Source organism: Hydrococcus rivularis NIES-593, from assembly GCF_001904635.1.
Classification (GTDB): Bacteria; Cyanobacteriota; Cyanobacteriia; order Cyanobacteriales; family Microcystaceae; genus Hydrococcus; species Hydrococcus rivularis.
On record NZ_MRCB01000001.1, the window covers coordinates 315,253 to 340,737 of the forward strand.

Annotated in this window: 27 protein-coding genes and 1 pseudogene; 14 read left to right on the forward strand and 14 right to left on the reverse strand. The window is 48.5% G+C overall.

Annotated elements, in window-relative coordinates; translation table 11 throughout:
- Positions 1-14 precede the first annotated feature (14 nt).
- Both NIES593_RS23850 and petN read right to left on the reverse strand, forming a co-directional pair.
- Positions 15-197 (reverse strand): hypothetical protein, encoded by a 183-nt coding sequence (locus NIES593_RS23850; RefSeq protein ID WP_217651790.1) that lies wholly within the window; start codon positions 195-197, stop codon positions 15-17.
- On the reverse strand, positions 163-252 hold the full coding sequence (gene petN, locus NIES593_RS01415) for a cytochrome b6-f complex subunit PetN (RefSeq protein WP_015146021.1): 90 nt from the start codon (positions 250-252) through the stop codon (positions 163-165). Before petN ends, NIES593_RS23850 begins: the two co-directional genes overlap by 35 nt.
- 47 nt (positions 253-299) lie before the next feature.
- Here petN and NIES593_RS01420 point away from each other — a divergent pair, with 47 nt between their 5' ends.
- A complete protein-coding gene (locus NIES593_RS01420) occupies positions 300-779 on the forward strand; it encodes a hypothetical protein (RefSeq protein WP_073597871.1) in 480 nt (159 codons plus the stop codon).
- Here the strand turns inward: NIES593_RS01420 and NIES593_RS23855 are convergent.
- A complete protein-coding gene (locus NIES593_RS23855) occupies positions 776-949 on the reverse strand; it encodes a hypothetical protein (protein WP_175561002.1) in 174 nt (57 codons plus the stop codon). The genes NIES593_RS01420 and NIES593_RS23855 overlap by 4 nt on opposite strands.
- Before the next feature lie 62 nt (positions 950-1,011).
- Between NIES593_RS23855 and NIES593_RS01425 the strand changes: the two genes are divergently transcribed.
- The gene (locus tag NIES593_RS01425) at positions 1,012-1,683 is read left to right on the forward strand and encodes a response regulator (protein ID WP_073597872.1); all 672 of its coding nucleotides are present in this window, start codon (positions 1,012-1,014) and stop codon (positions 1,681-1,683) included.
- 211 nt (positions 1,684-1,894) lie between these two features.
- Positions 1,895-2,974 carry a class II fructose-bisphosphate aldolase gene (gene fba, locus NIES593_RS01430; RefSeq protein WP_015146024.1) on the forward strand — a complete coding sequence of 360 codons (1,080 nt, stop codon included), beginning with the start codon at positions 1,895-1,897 and terminating at the stop codon, positions 2,972-2,974.
- A gap of 210 nt (positions 2,975-3,184) precedes the next feature.
- Here the strand turns inward: fba and cobA are convergent, their stop codons facing one another.
- Together cobA and NIES593_RS01440 are read right to left on the reverse strand one after the other, a co-directional pair.
- Positions 3,185-3,946 (reverse strand): uroporphyrinogen-III C-methyltransferase, encoded by a 762-nt coding sequence (cobA, locus tag NIES593_RS01435; protein ID WP_073597873.1) that lies wholly within the window; start codon positions 3,944-3,946, stop codon positions 3,185-3,187.
- Between the two features lie 177 nt (positions 3,947-4,123).
- Positions 4,124-4,909, reverse strand: coding sequence for an HAD family hydrolase (locus NIES593_RS01440; protein ID WP_073597874.1), 786 nt, complete (start codon positions 4,907-4,909; stop codon positions 4,124-4,126).
- Between the two features lie 81 nt (positions 4,910-4,990).
- On the opposite strand from NIES593_RS01440, the gene NIES593_RS01445 reads away from it, so the two are divergent.
- A complete protein-coding gene (locus NIES593_RS01445; protein ID WP_073597875.1) occupies positions 4,991-5,647 on the forward strand; it encodes a hypothetical protein in 657 nt (218 codons plus the stop codon).
- Positions 5,648-5,977: 330 nt separating this feature from the next.
- Here the strand turns inward: NIES593_RS01445 and gltD are convergent, their stop codons facing one another.
- The 8 genes from gltD to NIES593_RS01480 all read right to left on the reverse strand — a co-directional run bounded on the left by gltD (position 5,978) and on the right by NIES593_RS01480 (position 16,645).
- Positions 5,978-7,462, reverse strand: coding sequence for a glutamate synthase small subunit (gene gltD, locus NIES593_RS01450; RefSeq protein ID WP_073597876.1), 1,485 nt, complete (start codon positions 7,460-7,462; stop codon positions 5,978-5,980).
- On the reverse strand, positions 7,414-7,611 hold the full coding sequence (locus tag NIES593_RS23375) for a hypothetical protein (protein ID WP_139253599.1): 198 nt from the start codon (positions 7,609-7,611) through the stop codon (positions 7,414-7,416). Before NIES593_RS23375 ends, gltD begins: the two co-directional genes overlap by 49 nt.
- A gap of 59 nt (positions 7,612-7,670) precedes the next feature.
- Positions 7,671-8,021, reverse strand: a complete 351-nt coding sequence (locus NIES593_RS01455) for a DUF5615 family PIN-like protein (protein WP_073597877.1) — start codon at positions 8,019-8,021, stop codon at positions 7,671-7,673.
- Positions 8,018-8,341 (reverse strand): DUF433 domain-containing protein, encoded by a 324-nt coding sequence (locus tag NIES593_RS01460; protein ID WP_073597878.1) that lies wholly within the window; start codon positions 8,339-8,341, stop codon positions 8,018-8,020. The genes NIES593_RS01455 and NIES593_RS01460 overlap by 4 nt, the downstream gene beginning before the upstream one ends.
- Positions 8,342-8,514: 173 nt before the next feature.
- Positions 8,515-13,104 (reverse strand): glutamate synthase large subunit, encoded by a 4,590-nt coding sequence (gene gltB, locus NIES593_RS01465; RefSeq protein ID WP_073597879.1) that lies wholly within the window; start codon positions 13,102-13,104, stop codon positions 8,515-8,517.
- A gap of 172 nt (positions 13,105-13,276) precedes the next feature.
- Positions 13,277-14,644 (reverse strand): guanitoxin biosynthesis MATE family efflux transporter GntT, encoded by a 1,368-nt coding sequence (gntT, locus tag NIES593_RS01470; RefSeq protein WP_073597880.1) that lies wholly within the window; start codon positions 14,642-14,644, stop codon positions 13,277-13,279.
- A gap of 222 nt (positions 14,645-14,866) precedes the next feature.
- Entirely contained in the window at positions 14,867-15,709 is an 843-nt protein-coding gene (locus NIES593_RS01475) for a carbohydrate ABC transporter permease (protein WP_073597881.1), read from the reverse strand.
- Between the two features lie 171 nt (positions 15,710-15,880).
- Positions 15,881-16,645, reverse strand: coding sequence for a DeoR/GlpR family DNA-binding transcription regulator (locus NIES593_RS01480; RefSeq protein ID WP_073597882.1), 765 nt, complete (start codon positions 16,643-16,645; stop codon positions 15,881-15,883).
- A 196-nt stretch (positions 16,646-16,841) separates the two neighbouring features.
- Between NIES593_RS01480 and NIES593_RS01485 the strand changes: the two genes are divergently transcribed.
- The 8 genes and pseudogenes from NIES593_RS01485 to NIES593_RS01520 all read left to right on the forward strand — a co-directional run bounded on the left by NIES593_RS01485 (position 16,842) and on the right by NIES593_RS01520 (position 22,538).
- The gene (locus NIES593_RS01485; protein WP_073597883.1) at positions 16,842-18,761 is read left to right on the forward strand and encodes a transketolase C-terminal domain-containing protein; all 1,920 of its coding nucleotides are present in this window, start codon (positions 16,842-16,844) and stop codon (positions 18,759-18,761) included.
- A gap of 15 nt (positions 18,762-18,776) precedes the next feature.
- Positions 18,777-18,983, forward strand: a complete 207-nt coding sequence (locus NIES593_RS01490; RefSeq protein ID WP_073597884.1) for a M23 family metallopeptidase — start codon at positions 18,777-18,779, stop codon at positions 18,981-18,983.
- 243 nt (positions 18,984-19,226) lie between these two features.
- Positions 19,227-19,679: pseudogene (locus NIES593_RS01495) on the forward strand (SDR family NAD(P)-dependent oxidoreductase); the annotation flags it as partial.
- 194 nt (positions 19,680-19,873) lie between these two features.
- Positions 19,874-20,170: a hypothetical protein gene (locus NIES593_RS01500; RefSeq protein WP_245817214.1), complete on the forward strand. Its 297-nt coding sequence runs from the start codon at positions 19,874-19,876 to the stop codon at positions 20,168-20,170.
- Between the two features lie 211 nt (positions 20,171-20,381).
- Positions 20,382-20,699 carry a photosystem II assembly protein Psb34 gene (gene psb34 / locus NIES593_RS01505; protein WP_217651780.1) on the forward strand — a complete coding sequence of 106 codons (318 nt, stop codon included), beginning with the start codon at positions 20,382-20,384 and terminating at the stop codon, positions 20,697-20,699.
- Between the two features lie 94 nt (positions 20,700-20,793).
- Positions 20,794-20,991, forward strand: a complete 198-nt coding sequence (locus NIES593_RS01510; RefSeq protein ID WP_073598047.1) for an NblA/ycf18 family protein — start codon at positions 20,794-20,796, stop codon at positions 20,989-20,991.
- A gap of 107 nt (positions 20,992-21,098) precedes the next feature.
- Entirely contained in the window at positions 21,099-21,467 is a 369-nt protein-coding gene (locus NIES593_RS01515; protein ID WP_073597886.1) for a rhodanese-like domain-containing protein, read from the forward strand.
- Between the two features lie 108 nt (positions 21,468-21,575).
- On the forward strand, positions 21,576-22,538 hold the full coding sequence (locus tag NIES593_RS01520; RefSeq protein ID WP_073597887.1) for an orange carotenoid protein N-terminal domain-containing protein: 963 nt from the start codon (positions 21,576-21,578) through the stop codon (positions 22,536-22,538).
- Between the two features lie 288 nt (positions 22,539-22,826).
- On the opposite strand, the gene NIES593_RS01525 is transcribed toward NIES593_RS01520, so the two are convergent.
- The gene (locus NIES593_RS01525; RefSeq protein WP_073597888.1) at positions 22,827-23,129 is read right to left on the reverse strand and encodes a carbon dioxide-concentrating mechanism protein CcmK; all 303 of its coding nucleotides are present in this window, start codon (positions 23,127-23,129) and stop codon (positions 22,827-22,829) included.
- A gap of 123 nt (positions 23,130-23,252) precedes the next feature.
- Between NIES593_RS01525 and NIES593_RS01530 the strand changes: the two genes are divergently transcribed.
- Together NIES593_RS01530 and NIES593_RS01535 are read left to right on the forward strand one after the other, a co-directional pair.
- Entirely contained in the window at positions 23,253-24,839 is a 1,587-nt protein-coding gene (locus NIES593_RS01530) for a B12-binding domain-containing radical SAM protein (RefSeq protein WP_073597889.1), read from the forward strand.
- Between the two features lie 46 nt (positions 24,840-24,885).
- Positions 24,886-25,338 (forward strand): SRPBCC family protein, encoded by a 453-nt coding sequence (locus NIES593_RS01535; protein WP_073597890.1) that lies wholly within the window; start codon positions 24,886-24,888, stop codon positions 25,336-25,338.
- Positions 25,339-25,485 lie beyond the last annotated feature (147 nt).

Below are 25,485 nucleotides of genomic sequence, written 5' to 3' on the forward strand. Positions count from 1 at the left end.
CTGCTAACCACTAACTAACGTCCCATTTTTTTATCTTTGTCTTGACGGCGGCGATCGCGCCACTCTACGGTAGTCAAGTAGAGGATGCCGCCGCTAACCAAGACTAATAAAACCAGCGCGAATAAGAAGAGTAAATTGAGGATAGAAGTTGTTTCCACCGTACTAGAAACCGTTACGACCCCAAACAACCATAGCAATTGACCAAGTGAATAGTACTAGAACAGTCACCCAACCTAATGCCAAAATATCCATGTTTGTATCTGTCTTTTTAAACAACTGCATAAATCATTACAAAAATTATGATACTTCCATTCGGTCGTCTTTTGGAGGGAGAATTGGTGGCAGTCTCAGCGGCAGAACGAATCGAATCCTGTAAAGCAGGAGGATTAGGCGCGATCGCTTTTGCGTTTGCTTATTTTATCGCCGCGTTAGTTAATAGCCTGGTTCTAGCCGTCCGAGTCGAAAGTCTCGCTCAACTGCAAGTTTCTGTTGGGGTAGAGTTGGCGGTAAAGGTGGCGATCGCGCTTTTGAGCGGTTTTCTGTTTGGCGTTACCTATCGCTATATCATTCGCAACGATGGCAATTCTCATCTCAAAGACGGAGCGGTTCTTGCTTTTGGGTTAGTGCGAGGATTAGCATCAATAGAAACATCCGACTATTTGGTTCTAGGTGTTTGGTTGCCCACTGCCTTAGGAGTTGAGAGTGTTTTTTGTTTTGCCATTGCTCGTCTCGTTCTCGATCTCGCCCTGTCTTGCGGTTGGATCGAACCTTTTCATTAGCGAGCGGGAATTCGATGAAGGGATTTTTCCCCGTTTTTTAAGTAAGTAGGAGGGACGGATTTTAGATAGAGGATTCTACCAATTTTCAGGTTTTCGCGATCGACATTCTTCTCCCCTCTCCCAAATAGGGAGAGGGGTTGGGGGTGAGGGCGATCGACTATCTGTGTCATTAATGAATGAAAAATGGTATTAGCCAATCTCTTAACGAGCCAATCGGAATTAGGATCGTAGAATGAGTAAGATTCGCGTTGCTTTGATTGAAGACGACGAACTAGCGCAGATAGGGCTGAAAACTGCCCTAAAACAGCGCGATGATATAGAATGGGTTGGCGAAGCAGTCAATGGAAGCGAAGGACTTCAATTATTGCAAAGGCTCCGGCCGGATATTGCGATTGTTGATATAGGACTGCCAGATATCAATGGGATCGAACTGACCAAGCAGTTTAAACAATCTCAGTCCGCCGACGAGGAAGCCCCAACCAAAATCTTAATTTTGACCTTGCGCGACAGCGAAAACGAAGTGCTAGCGGCTTTTGCGGCTGGTGCAGATTCTTATTGCATGAAAGATACGAGGACGGAGTTATTGCTAGAGGCAATAAAAGCGACTTGGGAAGGAAATTCTTGGATCGATCCGGCGATCGCTCGCATCGTTTTGTCTCAAGCGAAGAAAGCTAAAACCGTTTCTCAAGGTAGCCAAATTTCTACAACCGACCCTCTAACCGAGCGAGAATTAGAAGTCTTGCAACTGATCGTCGATGGATACAGCAATGCCGAAATTGCTCAAAGGCTCTTTATTACCCTTGGTACTGTCAAAACTCACGTTCGCAAAATCTTGACGAAATTAAGTGCCGACGATCGCACTCAAGCTGCCGTTCGCGCTCTCCGTTCGGGTTTAGTTGGTTAATTGTTCGGGTAACCAATCTAATTCGATAGCGATAACCTCAAACCCGCCCGTACAGTTTCTATTGACAAAACGAGAATAATGTGCAGATATTATTCAAAATAAAAACGGTTCGTCAAAATGTGAAAACTATCTTAAGATTAACAAATAATAGAACTGACTTTCTTAAACAACGTAAGTAGCTAACAACTCAAAATAGAATAGGAGGACATCTATGGCGCTCGTACCAATGCGGCTGCTTTTGGATCACGCGGCTGAAAATGGATACGGTATTCCAGCTTACAACGTTAACAACATGGAGCAGATTCAAGCAATCATGAAAGCTGCCCATGAAACCGATAGCCCGGTAATTTTACAAGCTTCTCGCGGCGCTCGCTCCTATGCTGGAGAAAACTTTCTGCGCCATCTGATTTTAGCTGCCGTAGAAACCTATCCCCACATTCCCATTGTCATGCACCAAGACCATGGCAACGAACCAGCGACTTGCTACTCAGCTATTCGTAACGGTTTCACCAGCGTCATGATGGACGGCTCTTTGGAAGCCGATGCTAAAACTCCCGCTAGCTATGAGTACAACGTCAACGTCACTCGCGAAGTCGTGAAAGTTGCTCACTCGATCGGTGTCAGCGTAGAAGGCGAACTCGGTTGCTTGGGTTCTCTAGAAACTGGTATGGGTGACAAAGAAGACGGTCACGGTTTTGAAGGGAAACTCTCTCACGACCAACTGCTCACCGATCCCGATCAAGCGGTTGACTTCGTAGAGCAAACCCAAGTTGATGCTCTTGCAGTTGCGATCGGTACCAGCCACGGTGCTTACAAATTCTCTCGCAAGCCGACGGGTGAAATTCTGGCAATCAGCCGCATTGAAGAAATTCACAGCCGCTTGCCCAACACTCACTTGGTAATGCACGGTTCCTCCTCCGTACCCCAAGACCTGATCGACCTGATCAACCAGTACGGCGGTGCTATCCCCGAAACCTACGGCGTACCCATTGAAGAAATTCAAAAAGGAATCAAGAGCGGCGTTCGTAAGGTCAATATCGACACCGATAACCGCTTGGCAATCACTGCCGCAGTTCGCGAAGCACTGGCAAAAGCTCCTAAAGAGTTTGATCCCCGTCACTTCCTCAAGCCTTCGATCAAATATATGCAGAAAGTTTGTGCGGAACGTTATCAAGCATTCGGTACTGCTGGCAACGCTAGCAAGATTAAGCAGATGACGCTTGATGAGTATGCAGCTAAGTATGCTAAGGGCGAGTTGGCTGCTTCTATCAAAAAAGCTGTGGGTGTTTAAGCCTGGTTGAGTGACAAAACTCAAATCGCCCTCACCCCAACCCCTCTCCCAGAGCGGGAGAGGGTCTCTCAACTTAAAACTTTGGAGTGAAGTCCCTTCGCCCCTTGTGGGAGAAGAAATTTAGGGATGAGGGAACAAAGATTTGTATTTCTTGCTTAAGCTAATAATTTAAAGAACTGGGTAGTTAGGAAAGACTACCCAGATTTTTGATCAAAATTGATGGGCGGGCAACACGCCATATAGATTGACAACGTTGCCGATAACAGCGATCGCAGGGGCTTCAAACCCAGTCTCTTCAACTTGTTGGGCGATTGTCTCTAAGGTGCCAACTAACGTTTCTCGGTCGGGTCGGGTTCCCCAACGGATGAGGGCGACTGGAGTATCTAGGCTTCGTCCGGCAGCCACCACCTGTACAATGATATTGGTTAGGTTGTGAATTCCCATGTAGATGACGATTGTTTCCGAACCGCGAGCGATCGCGTCCCAGTTAATTTGGGGACGATATTTTTCATTGGCTTCGTGTCCGGTAACGAAAGTGACCGAAGAACTGTAATTGCGATGGGTCAGCGGAATTCCCTCATAGGCAGGGGCAGCGATGCCAGAAGTGACGCCAGGAATGACTTCTACTCGAACTCCTGCCTTGACCAAATCTTCCATTTCTTCGCCGCCGCGACCGAAGATAAACGGATCGCCCCCTTTCAAACGCACGACGACGGCATTATTTTGGGCTTTCTCTATCAACAATTGCGTTGTTTCTTGCTGCAAAAGCGAGTGACGACCGCGCCGCTTTCCGGCATCGATTTTTTCGGCGTAGGGATTGACGATCGCTAAAATTTCTGGACTGACGAGTGCGTCGTAGATGACGACATCGGCATGTTCTAATAGAACTTTTCCTTTGAGGGTGAGCAATCCCGGATCTCCCGGTCCCGCACCAACTAAATAGACTTTACCCAGACATTGCGATCGATTCATATTTAGCAAGGAAGTTTGAAAAAAATCTGTTTGGCGAGGCAGCGTTGCTATTTCGTTTCTAAATCGCCACTTTCAAGCTTAGAAAAGCTTGCCAAGATAACCAGTAGTTATTGATACCAAATCTCTTTGGCGATGAAATTAGTGCATTAAATCTATGCCATTCGAGTTTAGTAAGATTTAATACCAAGCAGAAAAGTCTTGACTAAATTGCGCTAATGAGAGAAGTTTAATGTCTTGGCGATCGCGAATAGATTCTCTTGTTTGTTGGGTGTTATATCCCCAATCTGCTAAATATAATTTTGTTGTTTGTAGATCGGGTTGCTGGCGAACTAATTCAAGCGCTTCTAAGCGATCTTCTACGAACCAAAGATTGACCGGACTAGCTGAATTGATTTCAAGTAATTGTCGTAGGATTTCGTATTTGGGACGTTTGTATTCTTTGCCAAAAATTGTCTTTTCTGGTAAGTCTATTCCCTGTTGCTGCAATAATTTTTTCACGAAACGACTTTCTTTAGTCGTTACGATATAAAATTGGACTGAAGAATTGAGCATGCGGGCAATTCTATCGATAACTCCGGTATAAAAACGATGCAGGGCTAACCAACCTTCTAAATCTGAAGCGATCCATTCATCTCGAATTCTATCTAGCTTTTGACTCACTTCTTTGGGATCGAGTCGTTCGGATTCGAGAATTTTTCGCGCAATAATTGACCAATTTTGGAGAATTGTCTCTTCAGAAATTTCTAAAACTAATGCTCGTAATAAAATTGGCATTTCCCAACCCGTTTCGATAACCGGACGCAGGCGATAAAACGTAGGAGCTAAATCGTCGTTTATCGTTTGTTTCTCTGAAGTCCAAATTTGATGATAAGTTCGTTTTGTCGTTTGGAAATATTCAACTAACCCATCGCAGATAACGCCGTCAAAATCTAGGGCGAGAATGGTTGGGACGTGGTTGGACATGATAAGCGCGATCGAAAAGACAACATACAAAAGTTTAGAATATTTATCTAGCGACAATTGTCTAATTACTAGAAAAACAACATGGCAAGAATGACATCAGTCGCCCATTTCGTAGCTGTTAGCGATCTCTCCAAACCCTTAACCTCTCAAGAAGGCATCCTCATTGAAGTAGCGGCAAAAGGAGGAGATACCCCAAAAAATCGAGCCAAAGCTTTAGAAATTGCCCAGCAAATGTGGGAAAAAGGCGAAATAGCAGCCGACGAATTTCCCGACGGATTAACTCAGGACAATATTGTTTACGTTCCGCCGGATAGCTCTCACTTAAGAGAAACTAAGATTTTACCAAATTCTCGCCAATTGCCTCCCATCGTTCAAGGAGCACAAGAGATTATCGAACTCGTCAAGCTGCAACTAGCCGTTCAACAGATAGCCCAGGAAGCCGAACCCTACTTCCCGATAATCCTCTCGGTGCTGGAGAAAACGCGACCCCTAACAGCGGAGGAGCAAGAGTTAGTTCAAGACAAGCGATTTGCCAAAACCTTAGAAAAACTGGCAACGACCATCGCCGAGCAAGAAAACTATCGAGAAAATTGTGCTGGCTATGGGAAACTCATTCTCAATGCCCTTGCTTGGCAATTGAACAAAGGGGTGAAAGAACCAACTCAGACTAAGAAAAACGTTAGGCAAAGGAAACCCGCATCAAAAAGATCGGCTCCTAGAAGCTCGAAGGGAACTTAAAATCTTACCAAACTCATACCATTTTGGATTTTAGATTTTGGCGAAGCCGCCGCACGCTCCTTGAACCGCTTCAAGGAGAACGGCGGATTTTAGATTGTGAAAGACCGTTCTCATTAGGGTTTGAACTATCTATTTGTCGCCATCATTTTTCAAATTGGGATCGGATTTAAGGTAACGTGAGTTCGACAGACTGGTTCAAGAGGCATTTAGGAATGGGGAAAGGGCAAGAGGGTGCATGGAAAAGACGTATGAAAGTTTCCCCTTTTCCCTGGGGCGAAGCCCCTTCCCCTCTTGCCTCGATCGCTTGAAAACACTATCATCGAACTCAGGTTAAGGTAAGTCCGTACTGCCCATGAGGTAGAGGTCGCACTCGCGGGCGGCACCGCGACCTTCGTTGAAAGCCCAAACGACCAAGCTCTGACCGCGACGGCAGTCACCAGCAGCGAAAACGCCGGGGATACTGGTGGCATATTTACCGTGGTCGGCTTTTACGTTGCTACGCGCATCGCGATCGAGTCCCAGAGCATCGAGTAACGGTTGTTCGGGACCGAGAAAGCCCATGGCAAGCAGGACGAGCTGTGCGGGCAAGATTTTTTCAGTGCCGGGAATGGGTTGGGGAACGAACTGCCCTTTGTCATTTTTTTCCCACTGTATCTGTACGGTATGGACGGCTTTGACATGTCCGGTTTCATCGCCTTCAAACTTCGTCGCCGTGGTGAGATAGACGCGCGGGTCGCCGCCGAACTTAGCAGCGGCTTCCTCCTGTCCGTAGTCCATCCGATAAATCTTGGGCCATTCGGGCCAAGGATTGTCTGCTGCTCGTTCCGACGGCGGTTTGGGAAGGATTTCCAGTTGCGCGAGGCTCTTGCAACCGTGGCGAATGGAAGTGCCAACGCAGTCGGTGCCCGTGTCGCCGCCGCCGATAATGACCACATCCTTACCTTCGGCAGAAATGAAGCTGCCATTCTTGTATCTGTCTAGAATTGCTTTGGTGTTTTCACTCAGGAACTCCATGGCAAAGTGGATGCCCTTCAACTGCCGCCCTTCGATAGGGAGGTTGCGCGGTCTGGTAGCGCCAGTACAGAGAATAACGGCATCGAATTCCTTAAGCAGATTCTCGGCGGGCAGGTCTTTGCCGACCTCGGTGTTGCAGACGAACTTCACGCCTTCTTCTTCGAGGACTTTGAGGCGACGCAAGACGACTTTCTCCTTGTCCAGCTTCATGTTGGGGATGCCGTACATGAGCAGTCCGCCCGGACGGTCGGCGCGTTCAAACACAGTCACCCAATGACCCGCCGTGTTGAGTTGGGCGGCGGCGCATAGACCCGCAGGACCGGAACCGACGACGGCGACTTTTTTGCCCGTGCGCTTGGTCGGCGGAATCGGTTCGATCCAGCCCTCATCCCAGCCTCTTTCGACGATCGAGTATTCAATGTTCTCGATCGTGACGGGCGGATTGTTGATGCCAAGCACGCACGAGCCTTCGCACGGCGCCGGACAGACACGCCCGGTGAATTCGGGAAAGTTATTGGTCTTATGCAGGCGATCGAGCGCTTCGCGCCAGAGTCCGCGATAAACGAGGTCGTTCCATTCGGGGATTAGATTATTAATCGGGCACCCGCTTGCCATACCGTTGATGACCGTGCCAGTGTGACAAAACGGCGTGCCGCAGTCCATACAGCGCGCGCCTTGTTGGCGAAGTTTCTCCTCCGGCATGGGCAGGTGGAATTCATCCCAGTTGCGAATGCGATCGCTCGGCGAGATTTCTAATGCGACTTCGCGGAGATATTCGATAAAGCCTGTTGGTTTTCCCATAGTGTTCTCTCAAGCAATTTTAGCGTTAGGATTTTGGACTGTGTGGGGGACGTTATACCAATTTTCAGGTTTTCGCGATCGACATTCTTCTCCCCTCTCCCAAATAGGGAGAGGGGTTGGGGGTGAGGGCGATCGACTATCTCTGTCATTAATGAATGAAAAATGGTATTAGACGTTAGTGTAAAAAACAATGATGAGGAGATCGGACTCAAATAGGTAAATAGGCAATGCGGTTAACCCAGTTTTCTGCTTCCGATGTCTGCCATATTTTGATTAGACTATTTATTGCTTCGCCAATTGGCAAGCTTTGTAAGACAATAATTACACCAGGACTGGTTTGAGTGACGATAAATTCAGCAAAGTATCTTGGCATGGTTCTCTGGTCGTGTGAAACGAGGACTCTACTTTCTCGTGCTACAAAGGTCAGGACTTCCAAATCGCTTAAGCCACTTAAATTTGCTACGTTTGATGTCTGGAAATCAACTGTTGGCTCGCGCCTGAGAATGCCCGTCACGATCGCTTGGTTAAGATCTGAGTCTGCTTGGAAGCGAATTTTCATGACGAACTGTTTTGAATGCCGTACAGCTTTTGATAGAGCAACGCATTGTTTTCTCTAGCTTGCTGTCTTAGCGTTTCAAAAAGTTGCTGTCCTTCAGATAAATAAGCATCAATGGTTGGGCGATTGGCGAGATAAAAAGCGATCGCGCCATAAACTTCTTCTAGTGTCAGTACGGGGAATGACTGAACGATGCTTTCAGGCGATTGTCCCGCTAGAAAAGCATAGACGATTGAATCTAGAGAAACGCGCTTTCCGATAATGCGGTAGCACCCCTCCTGTTCTTCTATGTATTGTTTTGCTTTTAGAATTGACGGACTCATAGTTTACGCGATCGCCTCCCAATATTTTTAATTTAATTTTTTATGCGCTATTGGGCGATCGCTCGGCGAGATTTCTAATGCGACTTCGCGGAGATATTCGATAAAGCCTGTTGGTTTTCCCATAATCGTATCTTATCTTAATTGAAGAAATCAGAAGTCAGGAGTTAGAAAGCCTAACTACCACCGATACGCGCAACGTCGCGGGCGTTTTCTTCAAAGGCTGCCGCAAGCGCGTCGTCGCCGCTCAAACCAGAGGCAAGTGCATTCTTAATTGCTTGCAACACGCGCTTGTAGTCCCTCGGCATCACTTTGACGAACCTCGGCACCATTTCTTCCCACTGTGCGAGGACTGCGAGTGCCTTCTGGCTCTTAGTGTAGTCGGCGTGCTTCTGAATCATCTGGTAAACGGTATCGATGTCCTCAGCATCGAGGGTTTCGAGATCTGCCATCTGCTGATTGCAGCGCGTTGCGAAGTCGCCCGTTTCATCGAGTATATAGGCTACGCCGCCACTCATGCCCGCTGCGAAGTTGCGTCCGGTCGCGCCAAGCACGACGACTCTGCCACCAGTCATGTATTCGCAGCCGTGATCGCCAACCCCTTCGACGACCGCGCTTACTCCGGAGTTGCGAACGCAGAAACGCTCGCCCGCTACGCCACAGATATAAGCCTCGCCGCTCGTCGCGCCGTAAAAGGTAACGTTGCCAATGATGATATTTTCCTGTGGCACAAATGTAGAACCCGCTGGCGGATAAACGATAATTTTACCGCCGCTGAGACCCTTACCCAGGTAGTCGTTCGCATCGCCTTCGAGTTCGAGGGTAACGCCCTTGGGCACAAACGCGCCGAAGCTTTGACCCGCGCTGCCTTGGAAATGGAGGTGTACGGTGTCCTCTGGCAGTCCGTCCCAGTGACGCTTACTAATTTCGTTGCCGAGGATCGTGCCGACGACGCGGTTGACGTTCTTAATCGGCAGCGTAGCTTTGACGGGTTCGCCTCTTTCAATTGCGCTCTTGCACAGATCCAGTAGTACGGTCATGTCGAGCGATTTCTCCAGTCCGCGATCCTGCGGGATCTGACAGTAGCGACCGACTTCCGAACCAACTTCCGGCTGATAGAGGATCTTCGAGAAGTCCAAGCCCTTTGCTTTCCAATGATCGACGGCTTTCTTCGGCTCCAGCACGTCGGTGCGACCGATCATTTCATCCATGGTGCGGAAACCGAGCTGCGCCATGATTTCCCGGACTTCCTGAGCGATAAACTTCATGAAGTTCACCGTATATTCGGGATCGCCAGTGAATTTTTCGCGCAGTCGGGGATCTTGCGTGGCAATGCCGACCGGACAGGTATTGAGATGGCACACGCGCATCATGATGCAGCCCAACGTAACTAACGGCGCAGTAGAAAAACCAAACTCTTCGGCACCCAACAGCGCTGCGATCGCTACGTCGCGACCCGTCTTCATCTGTCCGTCAGTCTCGACGACGATGCGACTGCGGAGGTTATTGAGCACTAGCGTCTGATGCGTCTCGGCGACACCCAGTTCCCAAGGCAGCCCCGCATGTTTGATAGAAGTTTGCGGCGACGCACCCGTGCCCCCGTCGAAGCCGGAGATCAGTACCACATCGGCATGTGCTTTGGCAACCCCGGCGGCGATCGTACCAACGCCGACCTCGGACACCAGCTTGACGCTGATGCGGGCTTCGCGATTGGCATTCTTCAAGTCGTGGATCAACTCGGCGAGGTCTTCGATCGAGTAGATGTCGTGGTGCGGCGGTGGCGAGATCAGACCGACTCCTGGGGTCGAGTGGCGCACCTTAGCGATCCACGGATACACTTTGCGTCCGGGCAACTGCCCGCCTTCGCCGGGTTTCGCGCCCTGCGCCATCTTGATCTGGATTTCTTTCGCCTGGGACAGATACAAACTCGTAACGCCGAAGCGACCGGAGGCAACCTGTTTGATCGCGCTGTTCTTCGAGTCGCCGCGCTCGTTCGTCCAGATGTAGCGTTCGGGGTCTTCGCCGCCTTCGCCCGTATTGGATTTGCCGCCAATGCGATTCATTGCGATCGCGAGCGATTCGTGTGCCTCTTTCGAGATCGATCCGTAGCTCATCGCGCCCGTTTTAAAGCGCTTCATAATTGCCTCGATCGGCTCGACTTCCTCGATCGCCACTGGCTCGCGCGACTTGAATTCCAGCAGTCCGCGCAGCGTGAAGTATTGCTGATTTTGTTCGTTGACGAGCGCCGCATATTGCTTGTAAAGTGCGTAATTGCCCTCGCGTACTGCCCGTTGCAGCGCGTGGATGGTCTGCGGGCTAAACAGGTGTGCCTCGCCATCTTTGCGCCATTGATATTCGCCGCCGACATCGAGGGTATGACCGTTAACCGCGCGATCTGGGAACCCATGGCGATGCCGCAAAATCGCTTCTTTGGCAATGACTTCGAGATCTGCCCCTTCGATGCGCGATGCAGTCCAGGTGAAGTATTTGTCAACGACCGAATGATTCAGTCCGATCGCCTCGAAAATCTGTGCGCCGCGATAGCTTTGAATGGTGGAAATACCAATCTTCGAGGCGACCTTGATAACCCCCTTGGTCGCCGCTTTGATGTAGTTCTTATAGGCTGTTTCGCGATCGATGCCGAGCAGCGATCCCTGGCGAATCATCGCCTTGATCGTCTCGAAGGCGAGATAGGGATTGATGGCACAGCAGCCATAGCCGATTAGTACGGCAAAATGATGCACCTCGCGCGGTTCGCCCGATTCGAGTACCAATCCGACTCGCGTACGCGTGCCCGATCGAATTAGGTGGTGATGCAGTCCCGAAACGGCAAGCAATGCGGGGATGGGAGCTTTATCTCGGTTAACGCCGCGATCGCTGAGGATGATGATATTCGCACCGGCGGCGATCGCGCGATCGGCTTGAGTGCAAATGTCGTCCATCACCGTTTCGAGTCCTTTTGCGCCTTCCTGGGGATCGAACAGAATCGAAACGACGACGGATTTAAAATTGCCCTCGGCTACGTGCTTGAGCTTCGCCAGTTCTTCGTTTTTGAGGATCGGCGTTTTTAGCTTGATGAGATGGCAGCTTGCTGGTTCTGGTTCGAGCAAGTTGCGCTCGGAACCGATTGTCGTCTCTGCCGAGGTGACGATTTCTTCGCGGATGGAGTCGATCGGCGGGTTGGTTACCTGGGCAAACAACTGCTGGAAGTAATCGTAAAGGAGTTTGGGGCGATCCGAGAGAACCGACAGCGGCGTATCCGCACCCATCGCGCCGACCGCCTCAACGCCATCCCGTGCCATCGGAGTCAGCAGCAGGCGCAGTTCCTCGAAGGTGTAACCGAAAGCCATTTGGCGTTGTAGTAAGGGCAAGTTTTCAAACCCGTCTTTACTCTCCGGCGCGTCTTTTAGCTTGGCAAGTTCGACCATATATTTGTCGAGCCACTCGCGATAGGGATGCTCGGTGGCAATTTTATTTTTCAGCTCCTCGTCGGCGACGATGCGACCTTCTTCCATATTCACCAGAAACATCCGACCGGGTTGCAGGCGACCTTTCAACGCTACTCGTTCGGGTTCGATCGGCAATACCCCCGCCTCCGATGCCATAATGACGAGATCGTCCTTGGTGACGTAGTAGCGCGACGGACGCAGACCGTTGCGATCGAGTACCGCGCCGATCGCCGTACCGTCGGTGAAGGCAACCGATGCGGGTCCGTCCCAGGGTTCCATCAAGCACGAGTGATATTCATAGAACGCTTTTTTCTCGTCGCTCATCGACTCGTGCGCCGTCCACGGTTCGGGGATCGCCATCATCATCGCGTGGGGAAGCGATCGCCCTGAGAGTACCATCAGTTCGAGAGCATTGTCGAAAATGCCGGAGTCGCTGCCGTCGGGATTAACGATTGGCTGAGCTTTCTTGAGATCGTCGCCGAACAACTTCGATCGAAAGAGCGACTGGCGCGCGTGCATCCAGTTGATGTTGCCGCGCAGGGTGTTGATTTCGCCGTTGTGCGCGATGTAGCGATAGGGGTGCGATCGCTCCCAACTAGGGAAGGTATTCGTGCTGAAGCGCGAATGTACTAACGCCAACGCGCTCTCTAGATCCCGATCGCGCAAGTCGGGATAATACTGCCCCACCTGCACTGGCATCAGCATTCCTTTGTAAACGATCGTGCGGCACGAGAGACTCGATGGATACCAGTATGGATCTATCTGCGGCACGCGGATTTCAGTATGTGCCCGCTTGCGGATAATATAGAGCTTCCGCTCGAAAGCTAAGTCGTCAACGAGATCTGGAGCGCGTTTTATGAATACTTGCTGCACGAACGGTTCGCTCGATTTCGCAGTGTTGCCCAGCGACGAGTTGTCCGTCGGCACGTCGCGCCACCCCAGAACCTGCTGACCTTCTTGAGCTACAATTTTTTCAAACAGCCGCCGACTCTTTTCGCGCGTGGTGCGATCGGGCGAAGCGTAAACCATCCCAACCCCATACTGACCTGCTTCTGGCAGCGCGATGTTTGCCGCTGCTGCCACCTTTTTCAGGAATTTGTGCGGCACCTGTATCAAAATGCCCGCTCCATCGCCCGTGTTCGTCTCAGCACCGCACGCGCCGCGATGTTCGAGGTTTACGAGAATGGTCAACCCCTGCTCCACGATCTCGTACGACTTCTTGCCCTTCATGTGTACGATGAAGCCGACACCGCAAGCGTCGTGCTCGAATCGTGGGTCGTATAAGCCCTGTTTTGGTGGCAGTTTGTTGCTGTTCATTATTGACGATCCAAATGCGGCAAGAGGGTTATCATCTAGAGGGGCGAAACTCTTAACTCTAGCTAATCTCGATTCTCTAACAAGGAGAGCTTGTGGGTTTTAGTTCTTAAGGAAATTGATATTTTTATTCCCAGAAACAGTAATGTTTCTTTACATCTCGCTCTACAGCCATCTATCCTTTGAGCATTCTCGGCACTCGTACTGCTAGCAGGACTGCCCTTGCTGCCATGAAAGCGGACATTGCCAACCACAATAGAGAACTGCTATGGAATAGCCATGCTGCGATCGCGATCGGAGCAAAACCAACTAAAGTAGCAGCTAGGGCTGTGTTTCGTAGCGTAGCTCCCTCAGACAACCCCAGAAAATAACCGTCTAACACAAACGCGATCGCGCCAAATCCCAGCACGGGTAAGAGCCAGAAAACATCGCGATTGAGACTGTCGAGAACTTCGGCGTGGTTAGTCAGCAATCCAAATAGGGAGTCGGGAAAGAGGGCGAATGATAGCGCTAAGGTTAGCCCTACCAGCAAGCTAGTCTCGCCAGCCATGCGCAATAGGGGAAGCAGGCGATCGCTATCTCGTTGACCTGTTAAAATTCCTGTTAGGCTCTCGGTTGCATAGGCAAGCCCATCGATCGCGTAGACTACCAACGTGATGACCTGCAACAGCAAAGCATTTTCGGCTAGTACTATCGTTCCCATTGCCGAACTGAGATTGGTAAAAAGCGAGAAGGTAGAAAGAAAAGCTAGAGTCCGAATAAAGATATTGCTATTGAGCTTGAAAGACTCTTTCACAGCAGAGGCAGCCAGAATTTTTCCCGCGAGCGATCGAATTTCCTGCCAGCGAACTTCTCGACTAACTAAAATCATCCCCACCAGACACATCAAATACTGGCTGATTGCCGTAGCTAAGCCCGCTCCCACGCTTTCCCACCCGCAGCGGACAATTAAAATGTAGTCGAGCAAAATATTGGCTCCATTGCCGACGATAGATAGAAACAAAACCTTGCCACTTTGCTCGCGTCCCAAAAACCAACCAACTAGGACGAAATTGAGAAGGGTGGCAGGTGCGCCCCAAATTCGGGCATCATAATAAGCTTGCCCCGACGCTTTCACCTCCGGGGCGGCGCTCAGTAGGGCAAATCCAAGAATGCGTGCGGGAGAATGTAAAATCAAAATTATCATGCCCAATAATAGGGCAATTAGACCGCTTCGCAAACCAATGGTCAAAACCGCCTCTCGATCTTTTCGTCCTACTGCTTGAGCCGTCACGCCAGTAGTACTCATGCGTAAAAAACCCAAGGTTCGGTAGAGATAGTTGAACAAAATAGTAGACAGCGTAACTCCAGCCAGATGGCGGATTTCTGATAAGTGACCGAGAAAGGCGACACTGAGAAAGCCCGCCAAGGGCACCATCAAATTAGAAAGAATATTGATAAATGCCAGTCGAAAGAAGCGTGAAAGAATGCCGTCTCGTTCGAGGGCAAACAGTAGTAGGCTTCGGTTGAGCCATTGGGCTTGATTTTGATGAGAAGGATGCATACACTTAGAGCCACAATTGCTCTAATTTTGATGAGAGCGATCGCGCTTTTATCTTAGCCCAACCTAGCGGTGGGAGTGTTAAAGATACGCTAGACGCCAGGATCGCAATCGCTTGGTCTAGCAATATCCTTGGCTCTGGCAATCTAGATTACACCATTACCGTTATGGAGAATTGCTTGTTTGGTCGGAATCTTCTCGCGCAAAAGGATTTAAGTAATTCAATTAACCCTTAACCCCACTACCCGTATCCGTGGGGATGATGTATTGCTGTAGCAACAGAAATAGGAAAAGAACAGGTACGATAGAAATTACCGCACCTGCCGCCGACTGTCGCCAATCCTGATTGCGAGGGTTGGCAATGTAAGAAAGGGCTACAGGTAGGGTCATGGAGTTAGATCCGGGATCGAGAACGATTAGGGGCCATAAAAAATCGCTCCAGGAACCAACAAAGACAAAAATCGCGAGTGTTATTAGCGCGGGACGAACGGCGGGTAGCATGACGTGCCACCAGATGCCCAGTTCGGAACTGCCATCGAGGCGTGCTGCTTCTTCCAACTCCTTGGGAACGCCTTGAAATGCCTGTCGCAGCAAGAAAATTCCGAAAGCCGTGGCGATGCTGGGAAGAATGACTCCTAGATAAGAGTTTTTCAAGCCAAGCTGCACCGTGAGAACATACAGGGGAATCATGACAATTTGAAAGGGAATCATAATCGTGGAGACAATCCCAGCAAAAATTAGGTTCCGTCCCCGAAAATCTAGCCTAGCTAAAGGATAGGCAGCCAGAGAACAGAATAACAGATTTAAACCAACGGTGAGGGCGGCAACAATCGTACTATTGAGTAAATAATGTCCAAAAGGGTAATTTTGCCAAACCTGTTGGAAATTTTGGAAGGTTGGCTGGGTGGGAAATAATTTAGGCGGGAAGCCGAATATGTCTTCGGTGGGCGATTTCAGCGACGTACCTAACAACCACAAAAGTGGAAATAGCATCGCGATCGCGATCGCGATCAGCAATAAATAAAGCCAAATACGGTTCGCTTTTCGAGATTGAAGTTTAGAGAGCATAGAAAATTTCTAAAGCAAGATAGGTCAGCTAATTAGACGCACGATAGCGCGATCGGGTCTTGAGAACATTTAAAGTCATGTTATTTTATTTAGCCTGTCAGTCAAACAAAACGCGACGGTTCTTAGTAGCGCGATCGCTTTTTCTATTTAGGATAAGTATTATTCGATCGCTTACACCGACTCGTCGCGGACGATCGCCAAACCTAAAGCTTTGTAAGCGGCTAGCATTTCATCGGGTACTGTTGGTGCGGTTACGAGGTAAGTCAGTGCATGAATGGACTCCACCACATAGGGAGCGGCGGTATCTAATTTCGCTTCCGTCACCAATCCAACTACCTCCGCTGCGCCAGCAATCATCGCTCGTTTGACGTGCACCTCGTCCAAGTTCGTTACGCTAATCCCAACTTCTGGATGCAGACTACACACCCCTAACATGCACAAATCTGCTCGAATCGATCGCAATGCCTCAATCGTAGCAGCACCGATGTTTACCAAGGCTTTTTTGTAGAGTTGTCCGCCCAACACGACCACTTCGATCAGGGGATGGTCGGCTAAAGCGACGGCAATGGGAGGACTATTGGTTATAACTGTCGCTTGTAGATCCAGCGGTAAATGACGGGCTACCTGAAGGGTTGTCGTGCCGCCATCTAAAATGACTACCTGCCCCGGACAAACTAATTTGGCTGCTGCACGAGCGATCGCTTCTTTTTCTTTGGGTGCTTGCTTTTGGCGATCGGCATAACTCGCGATCGCGGGAGAAACGAGGAGTGCTCCGCCATGAACGCGCTGCAATAGACCAGATTCTGCCAATTCTCGCAGATCCCGACGAATTGTATCCTCAGAAACCTGCAAAATGGTACTCAGCTCCGATGAAAGCACCTTTTTGTCGCGGCGAAGAATGTTCAAGATGTATTGTCGTCGTTCTGCGGTTAGCATTCTTAATTTGCCTGAAGTTGCGTGTTCGATCTTGAATTTGCACGTTTGTGAGTTTATACTTATTTACGTGCGGGTTTATGCATGTTTATCAGTACTTGTATATGAATTCAAGCATATTCACGCAAAAATAGGTGTATTAATTTTGACTGCGCTGTTCTAGCCGCTTTCCAATTCACACGCATTCAGGAAACCAATTATGACTATTACCAATACTCGCTTTCCCATCGATCTCGGCGCTTATCAACCTCTCAAACTCGATCCAGCCAATGCCACGCTGACGAGCGAGCAGCGAGAGATCCTGAAAGCGAATATTCAACTCTGCCGCGATGCGATCGTCTTTTTTACGGCAACTGGTGCTGCCAGAGGAGTAGGCGGTCACACGGGCGGACCATACGACACCGTGCCAGAACTAGTTATCCTGGATGCTTTCTTCCAGGGTGCATCGGATAAATTTGTGCCGATTTTCTTTGATGAAGCAGGACATCGAGTAGCCACCCAATACCTAATGGCTGTTTTACATGGCAAACTTCCAGCCGAACAGCTTCTCCGCTATCGCGAAGCCGATTCCAAGTTACCAGGACATCCTGAATTGGGACTAACTCCCGGCGTGAAGTTTAGTTCTGGACGACTGGGGCATATGTGGCCCTACGTCAACGGCGTGGCAATGGCAAATCCAGGCAAGATAGTGTTCTGTCTCGGTTCCGATGGTTCCCAGCAGGAAGGCAACGATGCCGAAGCGGCTCGCTTGGCTGTTGCCCAGAATCTCAACGTCAAGCTGATTATTGACGACAACGATGTCACCATTGCCGGACATCCTTCTAAATACTTACCCGGCTTCAGCGTCGCCAAAACTTTAACAGGTCATGGGTTGAAGGTACTAGAAGGAGATGGAGAAGACGTAGACGATCTCTATCGTCGCCTGTGCGAAGCGGTAAATACTCCCGGCGCGATCGCTCTCATCAACAAACGCCCCATGTGCCCTGGCATTGAAGGGTTAGAAGGCTCCAACCACGGTCACGACGTAATTTCGGTAGAATTAGCAATTAAATATCTCGAATCGCGCGGACAAACAGCTGCTGTCGAATACCTCAACAGCATTCAGAAACCCAAACAAACCTATACTTTTCTTGGCTCTAGCAGCAAATTAGGGGCAAACCGCAACGTGTTTGGAGAAGCGGTGGTTGAAATTTTAAATCGCATGAGCGAAGCCGAGCGCAAGCAAACCGTAAGAGTTATCGATAGCGATCTAGAAGGATCGTGCGGTTTGAAGAAGATTCGCGATGCCCATCCCGAAATATTTGTCCCCTCCGGCATCATGGAGAGAGGCAACTTCTCGGCTGCTGCCGGGTTTGGCATGGAGAAGGGCAAGCAAGGGATTTTCGCCACCTTCAGCGCCTTCTTGGAAATGTGCGTCTCAGAAATCACGATGGCAAGGCTAAATTACTCCAACGTTCTTTGCCATTTTTCCCACGCTGGCATAGATGACATGGCAGATAACACCTGCCACTTCGGTTTAAATAATATGTTCGCCGACAATGGCTTGGATGACGGCTACGAAACACGGCTGTACTTCCCCGCCGATGCAAATCAGATGAAAGCCTGCGTAGAAGCCGTGTTCTTCGATCCTGGATTGCGGTTTATTTTCTCTACCCGTTCTAAAGTTCCCAATATTCTCGACAGCAAGGGCAACGACTTCTTTGGCAGCGGCTACCAATTTGTTCCTGGTAAAGACGAGGTGATTCGCGAGGGGACGCAAGGTTATATCATTAGTTTTGGCGATGCTCTCTACCGTTCCCTCGATGCCGTAGAGCGTCTCAGACAAGAAGGGCTAGATGTAGGGTTAATTAACAAGCCAACCCTAAACGTTGTCGATGAAGAAATGATGGCAAAAATCGGCAATGCTCCCTTTGCCCTTGTGATAGAATCGTTCAACCGTCGAACGGGATTGGGCAGCCGTTTTGGTTCCTGGCTCTTAGAGCGCGGATTTACTCCCAAATACGCTTATCTTGGCACTTATCGAGAAGGTTGCGGCGGTCTGTGGGAACAATTCCCGCATCAAGGCATCGATCCGGCAAGCATTATGAGTAAGGTGAAAGAATTAGTAAAATCAGCTTAAATTTCAGTTTGTAGGATGCATTGCCAAGCATCCTACAGACGAGCGATCGCATTTGCGAGCCAAAAATCACCAAACAATTATCAATTCGCCGCTCTTCATATTGTTAAGCTTTATGTTAAGGAAAGCGATCGCGTCTTTAAAGGACAAATCATTGCCCGAATGAATGGCAATTGGGGCAGAAAGCGCGATCGCAATTCATACACTCATAGTTTTCTTCGCTGAGGAACCAAAAACAAATTAGGGTATAACCTTTTTACCGCAAAGGTTATACAAGTATTTTTGCCCCCTGACTGGAATGCCAAGTTTCTGAGAACTGTGTATAAAGATATTACAATCCCTGGTTTCTATTGAGAAATTTCGCAGATCGGCGATCCCCTTGTTAGAGTGTGATGGCAGAGTAACTTCTGGTTAATGCTCAGATCTAGGAGACGAAAATACCTATGCTCTACGTCCATCAATAGTCTATTGAGTCTCAACTTAACTGTCACCCGTTGTATTGCCCGCCGCATGGCAGCACAAAGGGAAGGAAGAATCGTGAATGTTTCTAGCTTGATGGGCAAGGTAGCAGCACCAACGATGGCGACTTATTCAGCGACGAAGTTTGCGGTTTTAGGCTTCACCCAATCCTTGCGCGGCGAACTAGCTGCCTACAATATTCGAGTGATAGCTTTGCTGCCATCTCTGACCGATACTGACATGGTGCAAGAATTTCAGCGGTTTCGGTGGGTAGTGCCCATAACTCCCAAGAAAGTAGCTCAGGTACTCGTTGCCGGACTGCATGAGGAATCGTCTGAAATCTTGGTAGGATGGCAAAGCCATTTAGCGGTGTGGTGTAACCGTATTGCTCCAAGGCTTCTGGAGAGGATTTTACTGATGGCTGCCCCTATGTCTATTGATAGACAAAAGCACTATCTGTAATAACCAACCAACCGAACAGTAATTTTAAATGGGAGCGAACTGTTGCGATCGCAGAAGCTCAAAAATAGCGAAAATCCAAAATTTTAAGATTTTGAAGCCATTTTGTTAACTTTTGTTATGAGGATACACTAATGTTCGATCTAAATCTTCTGTTTGAGTTTTCACGCAATCATTGCGTCGCAATTTGTACCTTAATGGTGCCAGCAAATTTGCTGTTAACCTTACGAACAGTATTGCTGGTAGGACGACTTCGCCCTCAAGCCCAAGTGCGGCAAGCAATGGTTACTGCCAGCTTTTTTGCCTTGACCATGCTGCTGCACGTCTTCAGTTGGTTCATCGTTGGAGTGGTCATGGCTGCGACCTACATTTTGCTAACCCTAGCCTGCGTCTGTCTGGGTCTGAACCTTTGGGCGATCGCTCATCCAGCCAGCATGCACCAACTACTGAGAGCATCGATCCCTTCATTAGATGCGTTGGGTCAGCATTCATGAGGCTCGTGCGGCAGCGCAGGCTTGCCGCTTTAAGAGTTATCCTCCCCGTAACCGATGGTCTAGCAGTAGCCTTCTGCTGACATTAAGGTAAACTTCCTCCACCGAACAAGCAACTTCTACTTACACACTGCGCTCAATCATTAGGAGTCTCAAATCTTACTAAATATTATTGTTGCAAGCAAGTTTTTTTAAAAAATGTTATACTTTGAACATGAACAAACAAAATACACCCAAAACCATCACCCTTAGAGATAAGGTAGTAGCGCATCATATTAGTGATGGAAGTGAATTAATTCCAGCTGAGATACGAGTCAATCCAAGTTTTGATAACAGTCAACTACTTAATACACCTCTCCCAAAAGGTTACACCATTGATGATGAGGGAATCATCAATAACTACGCAACCGAACCCGATATGTACTTGGCAGATTATCCCTCACCAGAACAGCAAAAGCGTTATGTCTCCTTGGGAGCAGGAGCTACTCTACTTGTTGCCATCACATTGCTGACTGCATTTGCTATCAGCTAGGCGTAACCAGAGCTAGGTATTTCGTTCCAGTCCAAGATATCTAGCTACCATTGATGCTCTAGTTTTCGCCTTAGTATTGGCACAGGAGACAGTGATAAATCAACCAACCGAACTATCTTTAGAACAGGAATTTCACCTCAAAAGCTTTGCTGACCAAGTGCAGCATATGTCTCGCGAACAAGCTCAAGAGTTTTTAATTATGCTGCATGAGCAAATGATGATTCGGGAAACAATGTACCGACATTTTTTGAGGCATGAATGGAATCTAGATTCAGGCACAGTCTTTAAATAAAGCCGACAAAAGACACCGATCTAAAGCGCGATCGATGCTCTCAAACCGTTACAACTTTGTTCCATCACCCGTTAAGGATTTAGTCGGCAATGTGCCGAAGGAAATTCATGGCTATATTTTCTAAACTTATTCCCATTCCCGAACCAATTCAGAATAAGTCCGGCGTTGGTCATCTGAAAAAACGTCTCGATTGGGGCGAACCAGCCCTAACTATCATTGACGTAAGAACCAGAGAGTCCTTCAATATTAGTCATATCACGGGTTCTATTCCTATGCCGATGGACGAGCCTGCCGATCTTACCCTTGCTAGCCTCGAATCGAGCCGTGACATTTATGTTTACGCAGAGACGGATGAGCAAACTGCTGTGGTAGCAACCAAACTGCGTGAAGCCGGTTATCAAAATGTTTCTGAACTAATTGGTGGTCTATCCGCCTGGAAAAAGGCTAAGTATCCAACTGACGGGTTCTCAGTTTAATTGCAGATATCAATTTGCATACAGTTTTTTTCAACTTTTATTGAGGTTTTCCTCTAAATTTCTGGGCGATTCAATGCACGTTTAATCCACTTTTGGAGTATCGATCTCATGTCTATTACCATCAAGTCCGCTCAGTCTATTTTTTCTGACACTCAGGTTGCAAGCGTTGTTCCAAGTACAATTGAGCGATTCGAGCGACTCAATGCCGAAGACCAACTGGCATTAATCTGGTTTGCCTATACCGAAATGGGCAAAACAATTACGGTTGCTGCTCCTGGCGCAACCAGTATGATCTTTGCCCAAAAACTGCTTAACCAGATCAAACAGATGACTCCTGCCGAGCAAACGCAAGTTATGTGCGATCTAGCCAACAATACCGACACTCCCATCTGCCGTTCTTATGGCTCCTTCACCACGAATCTGAAGTTGGGCTTCTGGAATCAGTTGGGAGAATGGATGGAACAAGGGATTGTAGCTCCAATTCCCCAAGGCTATCAGCTTTCCGATGAAGGTAATGCGGTGCTAAGAGCAATTCAAGCAGCCGATCCAGGACAGCAAATTACCATTTTGCGTAATGCTGTCGTTGATATGGGATTTGACTCAAATTCTTCTGGCAGTCGCCAAAAAGTTCGAGAACTTGTAGTTGTCCCCACTACGATAGCAGCTCGTACCCAAGCGTCTATTGAAGGCGTGACTAACACCGCAGTGCTAAGTTACATCAACAACATGAATGCTAACGACTTTGAAGGGGCTGTTAACCTATTCGCGCTTAATGGTGCTTTGCAACCACCCTTCCAAAAACCAATAATTGGTCGCGGAGCCGTCCTTGCCTATATGCGGGAAGAATGCCAGGGACTCAAATTAATGCCAGAACGAGGCACTATTGAGTCAATGGAAGAGGGATATACCTCCATTAAAGTTACAGGCAAAGTCCAAACTCCTTGGTTTGGTTCTAGTGTTGGCATGAACATTGCCTGGCGGTTTTTACTCGATCCTCAAGACCAGATTTTCTTTGTAGCGATTGACCTACTGGCATCGCCAAAAGAACTACTCAACCTAGTACGTAAATAGGAAAGTAAACGACTCTCTCAACTTCGCCGATCGCGAATCAGAGAGAGTTAAACATTGCCTTCTACCAGATATTTTAGACGACTGGTTCATCTTACCTCTCTGGTGTTAAGTATTCAATTTAGGAATCGTTATGTCAAAGAAAAAAGGCAATAGAGAATCTAAAAAACAGAAAAAACAATCAGATGGGACTAAGAAGCAAAAGAAAGATCCCAAGAGATATGACGAACCACCGCCTAGGTAGTGCTAATTAAAAATTATTAGATTTTAGATAGATTTTGCCAACATCACCTACCCTCGAAACTGCTCGACCCCTTCGGTGTAACGCATCGGTAGAACATATTCTAGGTTTTCGTGAGGGCGGGCAATGATGTGAGTGGAGAGAACTTGTCCGCCATTGACTCGCTTGACCGTTTCAACCCCCGCAGCAACAGAGGCTTGCACCTCAGATACATTCCCTCTGATAATTACCGTCGCGCGACCGCTACCATTTTTTTCATACCCGACAAGGACGATTCTGGCAGCTTTAACCATCGCATCGGCGGCTTCTACGACGGTAGGGAAGCCTAGAGTAATAAAGACTGATAGCGTGATGTAGGTCTGACCGGATCGAGGATGTATTGCATCGTGCAGACCTGCATCTTATTATTTTATTGAAGTCGGCAACGACGCGATCGCCAACTCGGTTATTTCAACCCTCTATCTGTTGAGGAGCTTATGAAAACCCTATTACTCTACCCTAAGTTTCCCCAGTCCTTTTGGTCTTACGATCGCTTCATGGAAATCGCTGGACTTAAAGCCGTCATTCCACCTCTTGGCATCATTACTGTCGCAGCCCTCCTACCAAAAAACTGGGAGATTCGATTTTACGATCGCAACGTCAATCCAGAAACAGAAGCCGATTGGGAGTGGTGCGATCTGGTCATCCTCTCTGCCATGATCGTGCAGAAATCCGATTTCCACGCCTTGATTCAAAAAGCCGTGCGGTTGGGTAAAAAAGTAGCGGTTGGAGGTCCCTACCCCACCTCTGTTCCCCAGGATGCCTTAGAATCCGGCGCACACTATCTTATTCTCGATGAAGGAGAATTGACAGTTCCCCTGTTTCTGGATGCGATCGCTCAAGGCGAACCAGCGGGAACTTTCCGTTCCCTTGAAAAACCAGATGTGACACTCAGCCCCATACCCCGCTTTGACCTGCTCGAGCGAGACGCTTATTTAATGATGGCGGTACAGTTTTCTCGCGGCTGTCCTTTTAACTGCGAATTTTGTGACATTATTTCTCTCTACGGGCGCAAACCCCGCACGAAAGAACCGAGCCAGATTTTAGCAGAGTTGCAGACCCTCTATGACTTGGGCTGGCGCGGTTCGGTTTTCATCGTCGATGACAACTTTATTGGCAATCAGCGCAACGTCAAACGCTTCTTAAGAGAATTGATTCCTTGGATGAAGCAGCGCAATTACCCATTTACTTTCATCACTGAAGCCTCGGTCAATTTGGCAGAAGATGATGAATTACTGCACCTGATGGTTGAATCAGGGTTTTATGCCGTCTTTCTGGGGATTGAAACCCCTGACCAAGATAGTTTGCAACTGACGCGCAAACTGCAAAATACTCGCAATCCACTGGTGGAAGCCTGTCGCAAGATTAATAAAGCCGGTTTGCTGATCTATGCCGGATTTATCCTCGGTTTTGATGGAGAGCGTTCTGGTGCGGGGGAGAGGATTCAAGAGTTTGTGGAAGAAACCAGTATTCCTCAACCGATGTTGGGTATCCTTCAAGCTCCGCCCAACACGGCACTCTGGAATCGTCTCAAGGGAGAGCAGCGTTTAATTGAGGGCGACAGCATCCATCCGACGGGAGATCAGAATACTTTGATGAATTTCATTCCTACCCGTCCTATTGCAGAAATTGCTAGAGAGTATGTAGAAGGCTTATGGAAATTATATGAACCTACCAACTATCTCAGGCGCTGTTACCAACAATGTCTTAGTCTGGGTTTACGTTTAAGACAAAAGCAAACAATGCAGTTTCCTATCGGCAAGGGATTGCGGCTGGTGACTCAATTAATCTGGCATCAGGGTATCCGCCGACCGGAAATTCGGAGACAGTTTTGGCGACAATTATGGACGATTTTGCTGAACAAGCCCCAAGTTCTCAATCTGTATTTAGGTCTGTGCGCTGCTGGAGAGCATTTTTGGGAGTACCGCGCCCTAGCTAGAGAACGGATTGCTCAACAGCTAGGCTACGATCCCTTAGAAGCTTCTGCGTCGCCCCAACAAAAACCAATGCTCAGAACGGGTTGATTAATTGACCATGATTGCATAGCCCTCTCGATGGAGTGAAATTATGATGAGCGAGCACAGTGTGGAAGTAGAGGTTGCTTGTTCGACGGAGGAAGTTTACGACCTTTGGAAAAATATCGAGAATGTGCCGCGTTGGATACCTTTGGTAAAGGAGGTCAAGATCCTGCCGGGAACCGAAGAGTTATCACGCTGGAAGTTTGGTCTAGGATTTCCTCTGCTGACCGAATGGACTTCACGCATTACCCAGCGCATCCCGCAGAAGCTGATTGCCTGGGAGTCGGTCTCTGGATTGCCCAACTTTGGATGTGCTGAATTCTTCCCGACCGAGCGGGGATGTCGCCTACGTCTCACCCTTGCCTTCGAACTGCCAAAAGGAATCGTGGGTGCGTTTCTTGAAGCTATCGGGATAGATCGCTGGTTAGAGGCGAATCTAGTGGAAAGTTTGCATCGCTTCCAATCCCTTATCGAAGAAGAAGTCCTCCGACAAAAAACGCTGTAACTAGTACCGCTGCGCGGAAGTAAAAAGGCAAAAGGCAAAAATTGATAATTGATAATTATTAATTGATAATTAGATCCGAGCTCTAAAGTTCGGATATGCTTTGCGTTTGGCGTTGGCAATCTTTGGCAGGCGGCTCATCTGACAGAT

What these genes read in the sequence shown, in the direction of transcription:
- NIES593_RS23855 (WP_175561002.1), bottom strand. Translation starts at nt 949, where the DNA reads ATGACACAGATAGTCGATCGCCCTCACCCCCAACCCCTCTCCCTATTT.
- NIES593_RS01530 (WP_073597889.1), top strand. Translation starts at nt 23,253, where the DNA reads ATGAAAACCCTATTACTCTACCCTAAGTTTCCCCAGTCCTTTTGGTCT.
- gntT (WP_073597880.1), bottom strand. Translation starts at nt 14,644, where the DNA reads ATGCATCCTTCTCATCAAAATCAAGCCCAATGGCTCAACCGAAGCCTA.
- NIES593_RS01480 (WP_073597882.1), bottom strand. Translation starts at nt 16,645, where the DNA reads ATGCTAACCGCAGAACGACGACAATACATCTTGAACATTCTTCGCCGC.
- psb34 (WP_217651780.1), top strand. Translation starts at nt 20,382, where the DNA reads ATGAACAAACAAAATACACCCAAAACCATCACCCTTAGAGATAAGGTA.
- petN (WP_015146021.1), bottom strand. Translation starts at nt 252, where the DNA reads ATGGATATTTTGGCATTAGGTTGGGTGACTGTTCTAGTACTATTCACT.
- NIES593_RS01425 (WP_073597872.1), top strand. Translation starts at nt 1,012, where the DNA reads ATGAGTAAGATTCGCGTTGCTTTGATTGAAGACGACGAACTAGCGCAG.
- NIES593_RS01440 (WP_073597874.1), bottom strand. Translation starts at nt 4,909, where the DNA reads ATGTCCAACCACGTCCCAACCATTCTCGCCCTAGATTTTGACGGCGTT.
- gltD (WP_073597876.1), bottom strand. Translation starts at nt 7,462, where the DNA reads ATGGGAAAACCAACAGGCTTTATCGAATATCTCCGCGAAGTCGCATTA.
- NIES593_RS01490 (WP_073597884.1), top strand. Translation starts at nt 18,777, where the DNA reads ATGCATTGCCAAGCATCCTACAGACGAGCGATCGCATTTGCGAGCCAA.
- NIES593_RS01475 (WP_073597881.1), bottom strand. Translation starts at nt 15,709, where the DNA reads ATGCTCTCTAAACTTCAATCTCGAAAAGCGAACCGTATTTGGCTTTAT.
- NIES593_RS01460 (WP_073597878.1), bottom strand. Translation starts at nt 8,341, where the DNA reads ATGAGTCCGTCAATTCTAAAAGCAAAACAATACATAGAAGAACAGGAG.
- NIES593_RS01515 (WP_073597886.1), top strand. Translation starts at nt 21,099, where the DNA reads ATGGCTATATTTTCTAAACTTATTCCCATTCCCGAACCAATTCAGAAT.
- cobA (WP_073597873.1), bottom strand. Translation starts at nt 3,946, where the DNA reads ATGAATCGATCGCAATGTCTGGGTAAAGTCTATTTAGTTGGTGCGGGA.
- NIES593_RS01420 (WP_073597871.1), top strand. Translation starts at nt 300, where the DNA reads ATGATACTTCCATTCGGTCGTCTTTTGGAGGGAGAATTGGTGGCAGTC.
- gltB (WP_073597879.1), bottom strand. Translation starts at nt 13,104, where the DNA reads ATGAACAGCAACAAACTGCCACCAAAACAGGGCTTATACGACCCACGA.
- fba (WP_015146024.1), top strand. Translation starts at nt 1,895, where the DNA reads ATGGCGCTCGTACCAATGCGGCTGCTTTTGGATCACGCGGCTGAAAAT.
- NIES593_RS01520 (WP_073597887.1), top strand. Translation starts at nt 21,576, where the DNA reads ATGTCTATTACCATCAAGTCCGCTCAGTCTATTTTTTCTGACACTCAG.
- NIES593_RS01485 (WP_073597883.1), top strand. Translation starts at nt 16,842, where the DNA reads ATGACTATTACCAATACTCGCTTTCCCATCGATCTCGGCGCTTATCAA.
- NIES593_RS23375 (WP_139253599.1), bottom strand. Translation starts at nt 7,611, where the DNA reads ATGACAGAGATAGTCGATCGCCCTCACCCCCAACCCCTCTCCCTATTT.
- NIES593_RS01445 (WP_073597875.1), top strand. Translation starts at nt 4,991, where the DNA reads ATGGCAAGAATGACATCAGTCGCCCATTTCGTAGCTGTTAGCGATCTC.
- NIES593_RS01535 (WP_073597890.1), top strand. Translation starts at nt 24,886, where the DNA reads ATGAGCGAGCACAGTGTGGAAGTAGAGGTTGCTTGTTCGACGGAGGAA.
- NIES593_RS01500 (WP_245817214.1), top strand. Translation starts at nt 19,874, where the DNA reads ATGGTGCCAGCAAATTTGCTGTTAACCTTACGAACAGTATTGCTGGTA.
- NIES593_RS01455 (WP_073597877.1), bottom strand. Translation starts at nt 8,021, where the DNA reads ATGAAAATTCGCTTCCAAGCAGACTCAGATCTTAACCAAGCGATCGTG.